This is a genomic window from Lentilactobacillus sp. (assembly GCF_040773105.1).
Classification (GTDB): Bacteria; Bacillota; Bacilli; order Lactobacillales; family Lactobacillaceae; genus Lentilactobacillus; species Lentilactobacillus parabuchneri.
This window is the reverse complement of sequence record NZ_JAXGWW010000020.1, coordinates 1-17,632: the sequence shown is the minus strand read 5'-3', so window position 1 is coordinate 17,632 and position 17,632 is coordinate 1. Positions and strand designations below refer to the sequence as shown.

Genomic DNA, 17,632 nt, shown 5'->3' with positions numbered 1-17,632 from the left:
TGACGGCTTAAACATGTTTGCTGGGGTTAACAGCTGGTTTGTTGTCCAAGTCTGTTCTGACGACTAAAACATCACATACCGCTGTTCGAGTGACATACTCAGTAACTGAACCGATTAAGAGTCTTTCAACGGCATTCAAACCAGTTGCACCGATCATGATTAAATCGATGTTGAGATTTTGTGGAATGTCTCTGGCAATGACGGTCTTTGGTGCACCGTACTCAATCGAATAATCAACATCGTTGAGACCTGCTTTTTTTGCATCTTCAATGTATTTATCCAAAGTTTCTTTTGCGGTATCAGTGACTTGTTCAACCATTGACGTATCAAAGCTTGAAATATTTTGAAATGCACGTGTGTCAACAACGTGAACTAAGTGAAGAGATGCATTATTACGAATGGCAACGGCAACACCCTTCTTGAATGCCAACTCAGCCTCGTAGGATCCGTCAACTGGGACCAAAATTTGTTTATATTGTTGTTGTAACATGATGCCCACCCTCATTTCTTTCTAATTAACTTAATTGTACTTTACTTTCGGGAAAATACAAAGAAATAAATACTTAGTGTTGCTTATGGTTGATCACGTTTAGGATCGCAAATTCAACGATTAACCCGTGAGCTGTCATCCATAGAAGCACAACCAAAATTAAGATATCGTTTTGAATCAATAGTGAAATAATTCCCAATAACGCTAAAAATAAAAACATCCAACCGCCATTTTTGGCAGCACTTTTTAACCTGGGCTCGTCTTGAACCGAGATATTAAACATCGTTTTCTTTAAATGAGAGAGGAGGTAGTAGCCAATATAGGCTGCAATGATGACGGCAATGCCGACTAAAATATTAATGATCATGAGTATTCTCCAAATTATTTTTCAATTGATTGATGGCCTGACGAGTGCCGCAATTTTAAGTATTGCTGTTTAAGGGCACTTTCAATACGGCCGTTTTCCTTCGGGTGATAATACTGAGCGTTCTTAATTTTTTCCGGCAGGTACTGCTGCTTGACCCAATCATTTGGGAAATCGTGGGGGTACTTGTACGTCACACCACGGCCGAGCTTCTTGGCGCCTTGATAATGAGCATCCTTGAGGTGCAGGGGAACGTCTCCGTAATTGCCGGATCGAATATCGCTTAACGCGTCGTCGATGGCGGTCATGGCTGAATTTGATTTGGGACTCAAACAGAGTTCAATAATCGCATTTGCCAACGGAATCCGGCCCTCCGGCAGGCCCAACTGGCGCGCTGCGTCGATTGCGGCCACGGTCCGCTCACAGGCACCGGGATTTGCCAATCCGATATCTTCATAAGCAATGACCATCAGTCGGCGCATCACCGAAATCAGATCTCCAGACTCAATTAGGCGGCCGGCATAGTGCAGGGCGGCGTCAACGTCGGATCCGCGGATTGATTTTTGAAAAGCCGAAATCACGTCGTAATGGGCGTCACCGTCTTTATCGGAATTTAAGGCCTTTCGCTGGAGACATTCTTCAACGACGGCTTGGGTGACTGGGATGTTTCCTTCAGCATTTTTTTCGGTGGATTTGACCGCCAGTTCCAAAGCGTTCAGCGAGGACCTCAAATCACCATTGGTTGCTGTCGAAAGAAAGTTGATTGCCGAATCAGTAATGGTGACAGGGTAATTGCCAAGCCCCTTTTCCTTATCAGCCAATGCGCGCTGTAAGGCCTTTTTGATGTCATCTGCTGAAAGGGGATGCACCTCAAAAATTTGGGTTCTGGAACGAATGGCCGGGTTGATATTGATATACGGATTTTCAGTCGTCGCCCCGATCAAAATGATTGAACCGTTTTCCAGTAGTGGCAGCAAGAAATCCTGCTTGGTTTTATCCAAACGGTGAATTTCATCCAGCAGCAAAACGACCGTGCCGCTCATCTTGGCTTCTTCCGCGACGACTTGCAAATCCTTTTTGGCATCCGTGGCGGCATTCAGCATCCGAAAGGCATACTTGGTTGAACCGGCAATCGCGCTGGCAATACTGGTTTTCCCAGTTCCCGGCGGCCCATAGAGGATCATCGACGAGAGCATCTTTGCGCGGACCATTCGATCAATGATTTTACCTGGACCAACCAAGTCTTGTTGACCAACGATGTCTTCAATCCTGGTGGGTCGCATTCGATAGGCGAGGGGTTGTTGCATATTGATCCTCCTTTCTTAAACGTGTTAAAAATCAAAACCTTATCAAGTATAACATGTTCCTAAAGGTACAAAAAAAGCGCTTTGCCATAAGCAAAACGCCCGCTGAATGATTAACCCAACTTGTTGTAGTATTCAACAATAAGTGATTCGTCAATATCAGCATCAAGTTCTTCACGTTGTGGAAGACGTACCAATGAGCCTTCAAGCTTGTCTGCATCGAAGCTAACGTATTGTGGACGACCCACAACAGCTTCAACAGCATCCTTGATAACTTGGAGATTCTTGGACTTCTCACGAACAGAGATTACTTGACCAGGTTGAACTTCATATGATGGAATATCAACACGTTTGCCATCAACAGTGATGTGACCATGGTTAACCAATTGACGTGCTTGACGACGAGTGGTAGCCAAACCTAAACGGTAAACCATGTTATCCAAACGCTCTTCAAGTAAGATCATGAAGTTAACACCATGCTTACCTTCACGAATCTTACCGGCACGAACGAACAAGTTACTGAATTGACGTTCAGTCAGTCCGTACATGTAACGAAGCTTTTGCTTTTCGTGTAATTGCAAACCATATTCTGAAAGTTTTGAACGACGGCCTTGACCGTGATCACCAGGAGCATAAGGACGACGTGAAAGTTCTTTACCAGTACCTGATAAAGAGATACCTAAACGACGTGAAATTCTCCAACTTGGACCTGTATATCTTGACATAAGTAATCCTCCAATATTTTTTTGGAGTAAAATAAGCCATTGCAGACTTAGTATTCGTGCATGTTGCTTTGCTCTTTCGCTCAAGCAGCCGATTGAGTTACTTGCAGAACCAATTGAATGGCAACAACATGTTGACGAGCTTACCGTCTACTGCTGCGTTATTTTACACAACCACCATTGTATAAAGATTTCTACCCTAAGTCAACATGTTTAACGAAGATGTCACCAAAGGCGTTCAAGTTTTCTTCATCTTCACTTGAAAAACGATCCAGAATTGGTGAATCGATGTCCAAAACGCCAATTGCCTGACCGTCCTTGAATAATGGAATCACCAGTTCTGATTTGGAGTTGGCATCACAAGCAATGTGGCCGGCAAATTGGTGAACGTCGGCAACACGCAATGAATGCTTCTGCTTGAGTGCTGTGCCACAGACACCGTCACCATTTTTGATATGCATGCAGGCGACATTGCCTTGGAAGGGGCCGAGAATCAATTCATCGTCTGAAGGGACGTAACGGTAAAATCCGACCCAGTTGATATCTTCGAGACTAATGTTTAATAAGGCCGCCGCGTTGGCCATATTTGCAACCAAATCGGTTTCACCTTCTAAAAGGGCGTCAAGCTGTTGGTTCACTAAATTTTTAACGTTTTGCATAATTGTTTTCCTCACTTTAAAAATAATATGGTGAAAGGGCCCTACTATGATATAATTCAACTTAGAGCACATTATTTAACTATTCATACATAATAAATTGTTTTTGACAATTTTACTACAATAACGTTTTTTTATATCTTTATTTCTGAAGGATGGGATCGAATGCTTACTTTGTTGATTGGAATTATCGTGGTAGTGGGGGCTTGTTACCTGGGATTCGTTTTTTATCAAAGACGGACTATTAAGATGGCAACGAGTATTTACGAGAATAAGCGGGATTTGAACAAGATTCCGTTGGATGATGAATTTGCGCTTGCCAAGAAGATGAACTTAACCGGTGAGTCTCACAAAAAGTATGATCAACTGTACAACAAGTATCAGCATTATAAGAACCAAATGCTGCCGAGTATTGATGAAGGCATTGAGGCCGTTAAAGAAGACGGCAAGGGCATTAATTTCTTAAAGACCAAAAGCGATTGGCAAGCTGCCAACAAAGCAATTTCCGACGCTGATTCGACACTCAAAGACATTCAAGCCGGCTTAGCCCAACTTTATGATTTGAATAAGCAGCATAAGTTGGCGCTGGATGAACTCGATAAGAAATACAAGCGCTTGCGAGAAGATATTCTCAATAAGAACCAGTCATTTGGCCCCAGCATTGATAATTTAGAGAAGATGCTATCAGATATTGAGGGGACTTTTGATGAGTTCACCCAATTGACAAAAAGTGGCGATCCAAACAGCGCAGAAGAAGTCTTGAGCGATTTGAATACTGCCACCGACAAATTGGAATCATATATGGATCGGATTCCCAAACTCTATGAATTGATTTCTAAAGAATTTGTTGAACAAGTCGACGAAATCGAGTCCGGCTACAACGAACTAAAACAAAAGCAGTACAACTTTCCCAATGATCAGTTTGTCAAAACAATCAAGGGAATTCGCGATCAGTTGAAGGTTAACACCAAGAAACTTGAAAACTTGGAAATTGATTCGGTTGAAAAAGCGACTCAGAATATCGCGGATCGAATCGACCAGATGTATGACGCAATTGACAAAGAATTTAAAGCCCGTCCGGACGTTGAAAAGCATACCAAAGTCATTGGAGAATACATTGACCATGTTCGCAAACAAAATGGTGACTTGCAGTTAAGGCTGGAAACACTTAACAAAAGTTATGTCTTGAATCATCAAGAAATTGAGAATAATCATCAATATGATCAACAGATTTCAACCATTGAAAAGAAGTATCAAAACGAAGTTCAACAAATGAAGGATGGCGAGGCTGTTTTTTCAACCATTCAAACTGATCAAAAACAAATGATGAAGGACTTGAGTCAAATTGAGTCCGAGCAAAAAGCACTCTTTCAAGCAGCCATCAAATTGCCAAAACAAGAAAATGCTGCCAGAAGTGCGCTGGCCGGTTTTGATTTGGAAATGCGGAATAAAAAGCGTCGAATCGATAATCATAATCTACCCGGATTATCAGACACCTATCAAGATGCATTTGCCGCCGTTATTCGTGAGATCAATCATTTGGATAATGCAATGAATCAGCCACAGATTGATATGGATGATATTTCCAAACAGCTGATTATCATTCAATCGGACATGGATACACTTGAAGAAAAGACCAGTCAGCTGATCGATGATGCAGTGCTGGCTGAACAGACTATTCAGTACGCCAACCGGTTTATCAGCACCAACTCCGAAATTGCTGCTGCCAGCAAAACGGCGCAGATGTACTTTGATCAAAAATATGATTATGAACAGAGCTTAAGTATCATCTCTAAGGCGCTGGAAAAACAGTCTTCCGGCGTTTTCACCAAGATTAAAGATGATTATTTCAACTCCAAGAAACGTTCCAAGTCTGATAATGTCGTTGAAGAAGATCAATAATTTGAATGAAAAGACGGGCACAATCAAAAATGTGGCCCGCCTTTTGTTTGTTTTAAAATCGACGCCAACAAGCATCCCGCTTGTGACACGCTGTGTTTGGGTGTATCATACTGGGAGTTATATTTGTTGGAGTCGAACCAATAAATGAGAGAAGAAGGTTTCGAATGATTTATTTTGATAATAGTGCCACCACAAAAGTATTACCTGAAGTTCTTGACACATACAATAAAGTTAGCCAGCAGGTCTGGGGGAATCCTTCCAGCCTGCATAATTTTGGTGAGCAGGCATTCAACTTACTTGAGCAGTCACGTAAGCAGATTGCCGATTTACTGAACGTTCATCCTGATGAAATCTACTTTACAAGTGGCGGAACCGAAGGCGACAACTGGGTTATCAAGGGAACCGCAATTGAAAAGCGGGCCTTTGGTAAGCACTTAATTACCACCTCGGTTGAACACGCCGCCGTCAAGAATTCGTTTGAACAGCTCAGACAGTTGGGCTATGACGTGACCTATTTACCGGTCGATGACGAGGGCCGCATTTCGATTGATGATTTAAAAGCTGCGATTCGTCCAGAGACGACGTTGGTGTCGATTATGGCGGTCAATAATGAAATTGGGACGATTCAGCCAATCAAAGAAGCGGCTGAGCTGTTAAAACAATACCCTAAAATTCACTTCCATGTCGATGCGGTTCAGGGATTAGGAAAGGGAATTCAGGATCAGATTTTTAACGATCGGACTGATTTTGCCGTGTTCTCCGGCCATAAGTTCCACGCACCTCGTGGGACAGGTTTCATCTACGCACGTCGCGGCCGCAGAATCGCGCCATTAATGAATGGTGGCGGACAGGAAAAAAATCAGCGTTCAGGCACCGAAAACCTTCCTGGAATTACCGCCATGTCAAAAGCGATTCGGTTAGTTCTGGGCACAGAACCGGCTGCCGTTGATAAGGAACGCCAAATCAAGCAATTGATTATGGACCACATCAGTCAGTTTGATAAAGTGACCATTTTTTCAAAGAATGACGCCACGTTTGCACCACATATCTTATGTTTTGCAATCAAGGGTGTTCGTGGTGAAACAATTGTCCATGCCTTTGAAAAACACGATATCTACATTTCAACCACCAGTGCCTGCTCATCTAAAGATCATGACGAATCAGGAACTTTAAATGCGATGCGGGTCCCGGACGATATTGCCACCAGTGCGGTTCGAATTTCACTTGGCGATCATAATACACTTGATGAAGCCAAACAATTCGTGAAAGTATTTGATCAATTGTATGAAGAATTTGACAAATTAAGTTAGGAGTCAGTATGCACTATACAGAAATTATGGTTCGCTATGGCGAGCTGTCCACTAAGGGCAAAAATAAAAAAGATTTTATTAAGCAGCTTGGCAGAAATGTCCGAGCTGTTTTGCACCCATTTCCAAAGCTCGAAGTCAAGCCACAGCGGGACCGACTTCACGTGGCCCTCAATGGTGAAGACGATCAGGCGGTTATCGATAGTTTGAAGGGCGTTTTTGGAATTGAAAATTTTTATCCATCAGTTAAGTTGGATAAAGACATGGAGACGATTAAACAAACTGCGCTGGAAATGGTCAAAGAACAGTACCATGACGGAGCAACGTTTAAAATTAACACCCGTCGCCAGGATAAACATTTTCAATACGACACCAACCAAATCAATAATCTGTTAGGCGACTACATCCTTGAAAATGTTGACGGTATTAGCGTTGACGTCAAGAACCCCGACATTTCAATTCGTGTTGAAATTCGCATGAACGGGGCGTTTTTGTCTTCAGAAAAGATTCATGGGGCGGGCGGCCTTCCGGTGGGAACCGGTGGCCGGGCAACCATGATGCTTTCCGGTGGAATCGATTCGCCGGTTGCAACGTATTTGGCCATGAAACGGGGCGTTAAAATTGACATGATTCATTTTTACAGCCCACCATATACGAGTGACCAAGCCCTGAATAAGGCCAAGCAGTTGACTTCAGTTTTGGCAAAGTATTCCGGCAATATTCAGTTCATTCAGGTGCCGTTTACCGAGATTCAAGAGACCATCAAGGAAAAGGTTCCCGAAGGCTATCTGATGACGATCCAACGGCGGATGATGCTGCGGATTGCCGCCAAAATTACTCAGGAAAGGCATTGCGACGGCGTCTTTACCGGCGAAGCCCTGGGGCAGGTTGCCTCACAAACCTTGGAAAGTATGATGGCCATCAACGACGTTACGACGATGCCCGTATTACGACCGTTGGTATCGATGGACAAGACTGAAATTATCAAGATTTCTGAAAAGATTAAGACGTATGATCTGTCGATTCTGCCGTTTGAGGATTGTTGTACGATTTTTACGCCACCTGCACCAAAGACGCGTCCGGATTTGGACAAGTCGCGCAAGTTTGAATCATACATTGATGTTGACGGCTTGATGAAAAAAGCGATTGATCATATTCAAATTACCGATATCAAACCTGGCGAAGAATTTCTTAACCAAAACCAAGATATCTTTGCCGAACTCCTTTAATTCACAAAACACCTTGCCAAATTTCTTGGAGTGGGCTACATTATGTATAACGTTAGTTAATTGACCAAGGGAGTGCTTTTATGGAAATCACGATCAATGGTAAAGAAGAAAGTATGTTTGGCAATCCACCAGAAGTTGGTGAAACCCTGCCAAAGTTTAAGCTTGAGGACGCTGACGGAAACAAAGTTAAGACTGCTGATATTATTGGCAGAATCACGTTGCTTTCAACGGTTCCCGATATTGATACACCGGTCTGCTCTGTGGAAACTCGAAAATTCAATCAGGAAGCTGATAAGTTTCCCGATGTTCAATTTTTGACCGTTTCCAATAACACGGTTGAACAACAAAAAAATTGGTGTGCTGCACAAGGCGTCGCCAATTTAAAAATGTTGTCCGATGAAAACCTTTCATTAGGTTATGCAATGAAGCTTTATTTACCAAACTTCGGTGCTTTGGCGCGGACAATTTACATTGTTGATGCAACCGGCAAGATTATCTATCGTCAGATTGTTCCTGAAATTACCAATGAGCCGGACTATGACGATGTGTTAAATGCGTTGAAAAAAGTTGCCAAGCGTGTTGACGATTAGTCAAAAGTTGGTTAAGATTAAAATTAAATTAAAGTGTTGAGCAAGAGAGTAGCCAACGATCCGGTTTCAGAAAGAAAATCATTGCTGGGAGATTTTTACCGATTGTTGTGTGAAAGTAACTTGTGAGCTGCCCGCTCGAATTTTGAGAGCGGGACGGGATTATCAGACCGTTACAATGATAGTTAAGTGGGGCTTTGCAGCCCAATTTAGGTGGTACCGCGAGCACTTCGTCCTAATGTTTGGATGGAGTGTTTTTTTGTTACATAAAATTGAGATTGGATTTGAAAGGGGCGACGTCATGTCAGACAAGAAGCAAGAAATGTCAACGAAATATGATCCAACTTCCGTTGAAAAGGGAAGATATAATGAATGGCTTGAAGAAGGGGTATTTGAACCAAGTGGGGATAAAAAAGCAAAACCATTTTCAATCGTTTTACCGCCACCAAATGTTACTGGAAAGCTCCACTTGGGCCACGCCTGGGATACCACACTGCAGGATATGATTATTCGCCGCAAGCGGATGCAGGGTTATGATACCCTTTGGCTGCCAGGAATGGACCATGCGGGGATTGCAACGCAAGCGAAAGTTGAGGCCAAGCTTCGCAAACAAGGCATCTCGCGTTATGACCTGGGCCGTGAAAAGTTTATCGATAAGGTTTGGGAATGGAAAGACGATTTTGCCCGGACCATCAAGGAACAGTGGGCCAAATTAGGGCTTTCACTGGACTATGAACGTGAACGCTTTACGCTTGACGAAGGCTTGTCAAAGGCCGTTCGCAAGGTCTTCGTTTCCCTTTATAACAAGGGCTTGATTTATCGGGGCGAATATATTATTAACTGGGACCCACAGGCTCGGACCGCTTTGTCCGATATTGAGGTTATTCACAAGGATGACAAGGGTGCCTTTTACCACGTTAAGTATCCATTTACGGATGGCACGACATTTAACGGTAAGGACTACATTGAAATTGCAACCACTCGTCCTGAAACCATGATGGGTGATACTGCGGTTGCGGTTAACCCTTCTGATGAACGTTATAAAGAACTGGTCGGCAAAAAGGTTTTGGTGCCTTTAATTAACCGTGAAGTGCCAATCATTGCCGATCAATACGTTGACCCTGAGTTTGGAACTGGAATGGTTAAAATTACGCCTGCCCATGACCCTAATGACTTTAAGGTCGGTAATCGTCATAATCTAAAGCGGATTAATACGATGAACGAAGACGCGTCAATGAACGAAAATGCCGGAAAGTATAAAGGCATGGATCGTTTTGAAGCCCGAAAAGCAATGGTTAAGGATCTTGAAGACGAAGGCCTGATGCTTTCAATTGATCCAATCGTCCATTCAGTTGGTCATTCAGAACGAACCGGGGTTCAAGTCGAAGCCCGTTTATCAACTCAGTGGTTTGTTAAAATGAAGCCACTGGCAGAACAAGCCATTCAAAATCAATCAACTGACGATAAGGTCAGCTTCTTTCCTGAACGATTTGAAGGCACTTTCACCCAGTGGATGGAAAACGTGCATGATTGGGTTATTTCTCGTCAGCTTTGGTGGGGACATCAGATTCCAGCCTGGTACAACAAGCAGACTGGTGAAACATACGTTGGCATGGAAGCGCCAAAGGATGCAGAAAACTGGGAACAGGATCCGGATGTTTTGGATACCTGGTTCTCATCTGCACTCTGGCCGTTTTCAACCATGGGTTGGCCAGACGATACTGACGACATGAAGCGTTATTTTCCAACCGACACGTTGGTAACCGGATATGATATCATTTTCTTCTGGGTTTCCCGGATGATTTTCCAAAGCCTTGAATTTACCCACGAACGACCATTTAAGGACGTTTTACTTCACGGCCTGATTCGAGATTCACAGGGCCGTAAGATGTCCAAGTCACTTGGAAATGGGATTGATCCGATGGATGTCATCGATAAGTATGGGGCAGATGCATTGCGTTGGTTCCTGTCAATTGGTGGCACCCCTGGTCAAGATTTGAAATTCAGTTACGACAAGATGGATTCCGCCTGGAACTTCATTAACAAGATTTGGAATGCCAGCCGGTACGTTATCATGAACCTGGACGGCATCGACAAACCAGAGCTTCCGGACAAATCGGAATGGCAACTATCCGATAAATGGATTTTAAGCCGTTTGAACGCAACGGTTAACCATGTTTCTGAGTTGTTTGAGAAATACAACTTCGGTGAAGCTGATCGTTATCTTTACGATTTCATTTGGAACGATTTCTGTGATTGGTACATTGAAATGAGTAAAGAAGCACTTAACAGCGACGATGAAAAGCTCAAGAAAAACACCCAGAATATCTTGGCTTATGTTCTTGACCAGACATTACGGTTGTTGCAGCCAATCATGCCGTTTGTAACGGAGTATATCTGGCAAATGATGCCACACGTTGGCAAATCATTGGTAACCGCTGAGTATCCGGTTGACCATCCTGAATTTAATGACGGCACTGCTGAGCATCAGATGCAGTCACTGATTGATCTGATCACGGCCGTTCGTAATATTCGAAACGAGGCCAACGCACCGTTATCATCACCAATTGACATGTTGATTCAAACGGATAACAGTACCTTAAAAGAAATCTTTGAATCAAACCGTGACTACATTGATCGCTTCTGTCACACCAAGGAACTTCAGATTGGTAGTGACATCCAAGCACCGAAGCTGTCGATGTCAGCCGTGATTACTGATGCAACGGTCTTTGTACCGTTAGCTGAGCTGGTTGATCTCAAAGATGAGCAAGCACGGGTTCAAAAAGATGTTGATAAATTCGAATCCGAGGTTGCCCGTTCTGAAAGGAAGTTGGCCAATAAGCGCTTTGTCGAAAACGCACCGGATGCGGTTGTTGACGAAGAAAAGAAGAAGCAAGCCGATTATCAGTCCAAGTTGGATGCGGCTAAGGAACGTTTGCAACAAATTAGTAGTGAGATGTAAAATAGTTGTTGAGGAAGATCGTTAAATTTTGATAAGACGTGGGGAAAAATACGGTTTACCGGGTCCTCCCGGTAATAGTAACCGTGTTTGACCCACGTTTTTTTAAGGAGAAAACATGATTAACTCGTATCAAGAGGCACTGGCGTTCATTCATGGGCGAACTAAATTCAAGAAGATCCCGACGCTGAAGCGAATGCGCCGATTTTTGGATGAACTGGGAGCGCCCGACAAACGGATCAACGCGATTCACATTGCCGGCACAAATGGCAAGGGATCAACGCTGGCATTTTTACGAAATATTTTTCAAGAAGATGGAAAAACGGTTGGCAGCTTTACCTCACCGTTTCTAATGAAATTCAACGAACGGATCAGCGTTAACGGTGTGCCAATTTCAGACAGTGAAATTCTGCGGTTGGCACAAACGGTCTATCCCATCGTCAAAAAGTTGGATGACGAGTTGCCCGAGGGTGGGCCGACCGAATTTGAGATTGTAACGGCGATGATGTTCACTTATTTTGCCGAGGGCCACGCCGACATTATTTTGATTGAAGTGGGATTGGGTGGCTTATTTGATTCGACCAACGTGATTGTCCCCAAAGTGTCAGTGATCACTTCAATCGGCTGGGACCACATGCATATTCTAGGTGACACGTTACCGAAAATTGCTGCTCAAAAAGCTGGTATTATCAAACCCGGAGTGCCGGTGGTCGTTGGCGGAGTGGATCAGGAATCCTTGGCGGTTATCAAAAAACCGCCCAGAAAAAGGGCAGCCCGATCCAGATTTTAGGAACTGATTTCACGGTCACTGATTTAGGCGAATCAAATTGGCAACAGTCATTTGATTTCAAATCGGGAACCCATCACTTCGCCCAATTGCACACCGGTTTATTGGGCGATTATCAAACGCACAACGCTGCTTTGGCAATTGAGGCATACTTGGTCTATCAGCAACTTCAAAACGCTGCAGCAGCCACAGAATCGGTTGAAAAAGGGATTACTGCAACCCAATGGGCTGGTCGTTTCGAACGGGTTTCCACCAATCCGACCGTCGTCCTTGACGGGGCCCATAACACGTCGGCGGTTGACCAGATTGTTAAATTGCTGCAAACCGATTTTTCGTCCGGCCACATCACCATTTTGATGGGGATTTTGGCAGATAAACAAGCGGATAAAATGGTCGAAAAGATGGATACGATTCCAAACGCGACGGTTTATTTAACTCAGTTTTCGGGACCCGGCAAGCGCAGTGCCGCCGACCCCAAAAAGCTCGAACACCAGCTGGAAACGGTGGGCGACCAAGCACTGATTATTGACGATTGGCACGAAGCCATTTCAACTTTGGCCGGGCAATTGGCGCCCGAGGATATGTTATTGATTACGGGCTCGTTATACTTTATCTCAGACGTTCGGCAATATTTAAAGGATAACCCGCGAATTTTCAAATAATCTATTAAATCAGTCCACGATTCACTTGATTTTATTTATTTTTGGACGCGTTATGATATACTTGTTTCGTTAAACAATAATAAATTAATCTATAAAAAATCGAACTAAATTAAGTTGATCGACAACGAAGGGATGGATAACGTGTTTGGATTAGGGGAAAAAAACATAGGAATTGATCTTGGAACCGCTAATACGATCGTTTACGTTGAGGGCAAAGGAATTGTCCTTCGTGAACCGTCAGTGGTTGCTAAGAGTACGAAAAGTGGCGAGGTCATTGCCGTTGGGTCTGAGGCCCGCGCAATGATCGGCCGAACTCCCGCAAGTATTCAAGCGGTTAGGCCAATGAAAGACGGCGTGATTGCCGATTATGATACGACTGTTGCCATGATGAAGTATTTCATTCAAAAGGCATTGGGACATTCGTCTGGTAAGCCTTACGTCATGGTTTGTGTACCAACAGGGATTACAGCCGTTGAAAAACGGGCGGTTATCGATGCCACCAGAGTTGCTGGTGCCAGAGATGCGTACGTCATTGAAGAACCATTTGCAGCTGCAATCGGTGCCGGTCTTCCAGTCATGGATCCAACCGGTAGCATGGTGGTTGATATTGGTGGTGGGACCACAGACGTTGCCACCATTTCTTTGGGCGGGATTGTTTCCAGCCGTTCAGTTCGAATGGCTGGCGATAAGCTCAATGAAGCAATTGCACAGTACGTCCGTCAAAAATACAATTTATTAATTGGTGAACGGACTTCCGAGCAGCTCAAAATTGATATTGGTTCTGCGTCTGAAAAAGCAGCTAAAGAAATCAAATCAGTTCCCGTTCGTGGTCGCGACTTAGTTACCGGACTGCCAACAACTGTTGAAATTAGCGGTGTTGACGTCAACAAAGCAATTAACGAGTCTGTTATGGCGATCATTGCCACAATCAAGGAAACACTTGAAGAAACGTCACCTGAAATTGCAGCTGACGTTATTGACCATGGCATCGTTTTAACTGGTGGTGGTGCGTTGCTCAGAAACATTACCGATGTGATTGCAGATGCGACTCAAGTTCCCGTTTCCATTGCATCCGACCCACTTGATTGTGTTGCGATTGGTACTGGAGAATCATTAAAGAGCATTAATGTAATGAAGAAAAAGCAATAATTAACCAGTTCAGTGTTAATTATTAAATAACGAATGGAGGCAATTATGCAAAAATTTTTCTCCAGTCGAAAGCTTGTAATTGTCGTCGTATGTTTGATCGTTAGTTTTGGTTTGATGTCCCTATCGGTTGCCATCAGAGACAAGCGCAGCACCCCACCGCTTATTCAACAGTTTGGAAATGACATTGTTGGCTTTGGGGATCGAATCATTGCGGCACCAATGAATGGCATTCATCACGGGTTTGTTTCGACTAAGAATCTTTTGAACACCTACCAGGAAAATGAACGACTCAAATCCAAAGTTGACCAACTGACACAGACTCAGGTAAAAGATCAAGTTTTGGAACGAGAGAACAAACAGTTAAAGCGTCAATTAAATGTTGGCAGTACGCTGACCGGGTATGAAAAAATTAATGCTGCTGTTATTACCCGGACACCTTCTTCATGGGCTAGCCAGATCATTGTAAACAAGGGTCAGGCTGCCGGTGTTAAGAAGGATATGCCGGTAATTGCGGGACCCGGCTTGATTGGAACGGTTGCTGAAGTGAACAAGACCAACAGTAAGGTTGTCTTGATTTCAAATACCGCAGAAAACTCCAACCGATTTGCGATTCAAGTTTTGGGAGATAATTCCAAGGTTGTCAACGGGATCATCACATCGTATGATTCGTCTGCCAACCGCATCATTATGGGAAATATTACGTCTAAAGCCAAGCTTTCGGTTGGTAACCGGGTGACGACTAGTGGTCTTGGCGGTGTGATTCCGAAGGGAATTTACGTTGGGACAGTTTCGAAGGTCACTGAAGACGATTACGGTCTTGCTAAAAAAGTTTATATAAAGCCTGCTGCTAATTTGAACGACATTGAAGTCGTCTCAATAGCAGTTCGGAATTGATAGGAGGGACAATTAAGTGAAACGAAAAGTTCCTATTGCAATTTACTTTGTGATTGGTCAATTTATTGCGTTCTTTCTTGATGGTTCCCTCAGTCAGACGATGTCTGGGACACTTTATAAATACCCAAATTCCATGGTGCCGTATTTAACGGTTCTCTGGCTGATTTTGGCAGCCTTCTTTGGTAATCCCAAGAAGCTTCACCTATACGTTTGGGCAGCCGTTGTCGGTTTTATTTTCGACATGTACTATACGGGCTTATTGGGTGTTTACGTGTTCATTTTTCCACTGGTTGTTTATTTGTGCCAAACGGTATACCAAATTTTGCCACCAAATTTCATGAGTGGTTTTTTGGTGTATTTTTTAGGAATTACAGTTTTAGTTAGCCTAGGATACGTTGCAAATGCGTTTATTGGGGAGACAAATTCATCAGTTGCCCAATTTCTTGTTAACACATTAGCCCCTACACTGGCACTCAATCTTGTTTTGCTTGCAATTGCTTACTTTCCGGTTGAGACGCTGTATAGGACTCATAGGCAATAAGAAGGGGAGTAGACGATGCAAGACGCAGCCGTTTTAAAAGGAACCAAAGATGGTTATGAAATTATTTTGGATGAAAATGCCAATGTTCAAGATATTTATTCATCACTTCGCAAGCTGTTGGATAATTTAAAAACGCAGACCGCTTCAACCGATCCGCAAACCATTGCGTTTGATATTTATACGGGAATGCGATTATGGCCGGCAGAAGACCGTTCTGAAATCGAAAAAATTTTTTCGGACTACGAGCTTTTTTCTGTTCATAAAATTACTGCCGACGTGATTACAAAGGCTGAATCCAATCGAATCTTGGAACAGTCAAGTGTCCATATTGTGGATCGCGTCATTCGAAATGGACAAGAAGTCCATATTGAAGGCGACGTTCTCTTCTTGGGGACCGTCCACGAAGGCGGGAAATTACTGGTTACTGGCAATATTTTCGTTCTTGGAAATGTTGAAGGGATTATCCAAGCCGGTGCACCTGATTTTGAAGATAAGATGATTATTGGGGATGTACATAGTGCGCAACAAGTTCGAATTGGTGAACAATTTGAAATTTTAGCTGATTCTAAGCATCAAATGGATAGCCGCACCGTTGTTTACGTCAACGACTTGCATGTCTTGGATTACGGTCGAGTTGAGGATTTAAAGCAGATCAACCCCAAGTTTTACAATCAGATAGGAGGAGTCATCAATGGGTAAGTCTTACGTTATAACTTCAGGTAAAGGTGGGGTTGGTAAAACAACTTCATCTGCAAATATTGGGACCGCACTGGCAATGCTTGGTAAAAAAGTTTGTTTGATGGACCTTGATATCGGTTTGCGGAACTTGGACGTTGTCTTAGGACTCGATAACCGGATCATGTATGACATCGTTGACGTTGCCAGTGGTCGGGCAAAACTGAGCCAGGCCCTGGTCAAAGACAAACGATTTGATGATTTGCTCTATCTACTGCCTGCTGCACAAAATACTGACAAAACAGCTTTGAATCAAGATCAAGTCAAAGAAATTGTTGATGAATTAAAGCCTGATTTTGATTTTGTCTTAATTGACTGTCCAGCTGGTATTGAACAAGGCTTTATGAATGCAATTGCGGGTGCCGATAGTGCCATTATTGTCACCACACCCGAAATTTCAGCCGTGCGTGATGCTGATCGCGTCGTTGGCTTGCTTGAACAGCATCCACTGCAGGAACAACCTCATTTGATTATTAACCGGATTCGTCAGCACATGATGAAGGATGGTTCGGTGATGGACGTTGATGAAATCACACATCATTTGGGTGTTGAATTACTAGGAATCGTTTTTGACGATGATGCTGTCATCACCACTTCAAATAATGGTGAACCGGTTGTGTTGCAAGCTGAAAATCCAGCGGGACAAGGTTATCGTGATATTGCCCGCCGCCTGGTTGGCGAGTCGGTTCCGTTGATGGAAATGAAAGACGAGCAACAGCCATCATTCTGGCAAAAAGTATCTCATTGGTTTCATAAGGGATAAAAAGGCTTGACGGATTCTCCGATTACGATTATGATGAATTTAACTTAATTAAAGATATTTTAAAGACGGTGATCAGAACCGGTCTTCAATTTGAATTTCAGAGAGCTCATCACGGTGGAAGTTGGGTATTCAGTTGTTGGTCGTCACATCTGGGAGTCATTTTTCTGAACAGAGTAGGAAAAAGCGGTGAGCACGTTATTGCTGAAGTTTAGTATTAAACTTGTAGAGGCTTTTCACATGAGTGAAGGGCAAATCTGAGGTGGAACCGCGATAAAATCGTCCTCTTAAGTCATTGATGGCTTAAGAGGATTTTTTTATTTACCGGGTTGACTAAACTTCATGAGGCAGTAGGTGTGAACTTGTTGCAAATTGAGGTGGAACCGCGAAAACCATCGTCCTCTTGAGTCTTGATACTCAGGGGGATTTTTTTATGGAGGGATGTCAAATGTTTCAATATATTCAAGAAATTTTACCAGCTTTATTATCTGGAACCAAAATGACTTTATCAATTTTCTTTTGGACGTTAATTTGCTCAATTCCGTTGGGCGCCTTGGTTGGTTTGGGACTGATTCAGCGCTTCA

General features: G+C 43.3%; 15 protein-coding genes, 2 pseudogenes and 1 other annotated feature. Of the genes and pseudogenes, 12 read left to right on the top strand and 5 right to left on the bottom strand.

Going from position 1 to position 17,632, the window contains the following annotated elements; genetic code table 11:
* Window positions 1–7 precede the first annotated feature (7 nt).
* From AB3112_RS02150 to AB3112_RS02130, 5 genes are all read right to left on the bottom strand, one after another.
* A complete protein-coding gene (locus tag AB3112_RS02150) occupies window positions 8–490 on the bottom strand; it encodes a universal stress protein (RefSeq protein WP_013727704.1) in 483 nt (160 codons plus the stop codon).
* A 73-nt stretch (window positions 491–563) separates the two neighbouring features.
* Window positions 564–857, bottom strand: a complete 294-nt coding sequence (locus tag AB3112_RS02145) for a hypothetical protein (RefSeq protein ID WP_084972673.1) — start codon at window positions 855–857, stop codon at window positions 564–566.
* Window positions 858–871: 14 nt separating this feature from the next.
* Complete coding sequence (locus AB3112_RS02140) at window positions 872–2,161, bottom strand: replication-associated recombination protein A (protein WP_367333893.1); 1,290 nt, start codon at window positions 2,159–2,161, stop codon at window positions 872–874.
* 110 nt (window positions 2,162–2,271) lie between these two features.
* Window positions 2,272–2,883 carry a 30S ribosomal protein S4 gene (gene rpsD / locus AB3112_RS02135; protein ID WP_057909310.1) on the bottom strand — a complete coding sequence of 204 codons (612 nt, stop codon included), beginning with the start codon at window positions 2,881–2,883 and terminating at the stop codon, window positions 2,272–2,274.
* Window positions 2,884–3,074: 191 nt separating this feature from the next.
* The gene (locus AB3112_RS02130; protein WP_057909309.1) at window positions 3,075–3,539 is read right to left on the bottom strand and encodes a GAF domain-containing protein; all 465 of its coding nucleotides are present in this window, start codon (window positions 3,537–3,539) and stop codon (window positions 3,075–3,077) included.
* A 162-nt stretch (window positions 3,540–3,701) separates the two neighbouring features.
* Between AB3112_RS02130 and ezrA the strand changes: the two genes are divergently transcribed.
* The 12 genes and pseudogenes from ezrA to AB3112_RS02070 all read left to right on the top strand — a co-directional run.
* Window positions 3,702–5,438 carry a septation ring formation regulator EzrA gene (ezrA, locus tag AB3112_RS02125; protein WP_367333892.1) on the top strand — a complete coding sequence of 579 codons (1,737 nt, stop codon included), beginning with the start codon at window positions 3,702–3,704 and terminating at the stop codon, window positions 5,436–5,438.
* 164 nt (window positions 5,439–5,602) lie between these two features.
* Window positions 5,603–6,748 (top strand): cysteine desulfurase family protein, encoded by a 1,146-nt coding sequence (locus AB3112_RS02120; RefSeq protein ID WP_084972670.1) that lies wholly within the window; start codon window positions 5,603–5,605, stop codon window positions 6,746–6,748.
* An 8-nt stretch (window positions 6,749–6,756) separates the two neighbouring features.
* Complete coding sequence (gene thiI / locus AB3112_RS02115) at window positions 6,757–7,974, top strand: tRNA uracil 4-sulfurtransferase ThiI (RefSeq protein WP_084972669.1); 1,218 nt, start codon at window positions 6,757–6,759, stop codon at window positions 7,972–7,974.
* A gap of 80 nt (window positions 7,975–8,054) precedes the next feature.
* Window positions 8,055–8,564, top strand: coding sequence for a thiol peroxidase (gene tpx / locus AB3112_RS02110; RefSeq protein WP_057909305.1), 510 nt, complete (start codon window positions 8,055–8,057; stop codon window positions 8,562–8,564).
* A 27-nt stretch (window positions 8,565–8,591) separates the two neighbouring features.
* Window positions 8,592–8,802, top strand: a binding site (T-box leader).
* A gap of 60 nt (window positions 8,803–8,862) precedes the next feature.
* A complete protein-coding gene (locus tag AB3112_RS02105) occupies window positions 8,863–11,523 on the top strand; it encodes a valine--tRNA ligase (RefSeq protein WP_057909304.1) in 2,661 nt (886 codons plus the stop codon).
* Between the two features lie 115 nt (window positions 11,524–11,638).
* Window positions 11,639–12,969 (top strand): annotated as a pseudogene (locus AB3112_RS02100) (folylpolyglutamate synthase/dihydrofolate synthase family protein).
* 141 nt (window positions 12,970–13,110) lie between these two features.
* On the top strand, window positions 13,111–14,118 hold the full coding sequence (locus tag AB3112_RS02095; RefSeq protein ID WP_057909302.1) for a rod shape-determining protein: 1,008 nt from the start codon (window positions 13,111–13,113) through the stop codon (window positions 14,116–14,118).
* Window positions 14,119–14,163: 45 nt separating this feature from the next.
* Window positions 14,164–15,012 (top strand): rod shape-determining protein MreC, encoded by an 849-nt coding sequence (gene mreC, locus AB3112_RS02090; RefSeq protein ID WP_171031847.1) that lies wholly within the window; start codon window positions 14,164–14,166, stop codon window positions 15,010–15,012.
* Window positions 15,013–15,028: 16 nt separating this feature from the next.
* Window positions 15,029–15,553: a rod shape-determining protein MreD gene (gene mreD / locus AB3112_RS02085; RefSeq protein WP_084972666.1), complete on the top strand. Its 525-nt coding sequence runs from the start codon at window positions 15,029–15,031 to the stop codon at window positions 15,551–15,553.
* Window positions 15,554–15,568: 15 nt separating this feature from the next.
* Window positions 15,569–16,252: a septum site-determining protein MinC gene (locus AB3112_RS02080; protein ID WP_057909299.1), complete on the top strand. Its 684-nt coding sequence runs from the start codon at window positions 15,569–15,571 to the stop codon at window positions 16,250–16,252.
* Complete coding sequence (minD, locus tag AB3112_RS02075; protein WP_084972665.1) at window positions 16,245–17,051, top strand: septum site-determining protein MinD; 807 nt, start codon at window positions 16,245–16,247, stop codon at window positions 17,049–17,051. Before AB3112_RS02080 ends, minD begins: the two co-directional genes overlap by 8 nt.
* A 445-nt stretch (window positions 17,052–17,496) precedes the next feature.
* Window positions 17,497–17,632: pseudogene (locus tag AB3112_RS02070) on the top strand (amino acid ABC transporter permease); the annotation flags it as partial.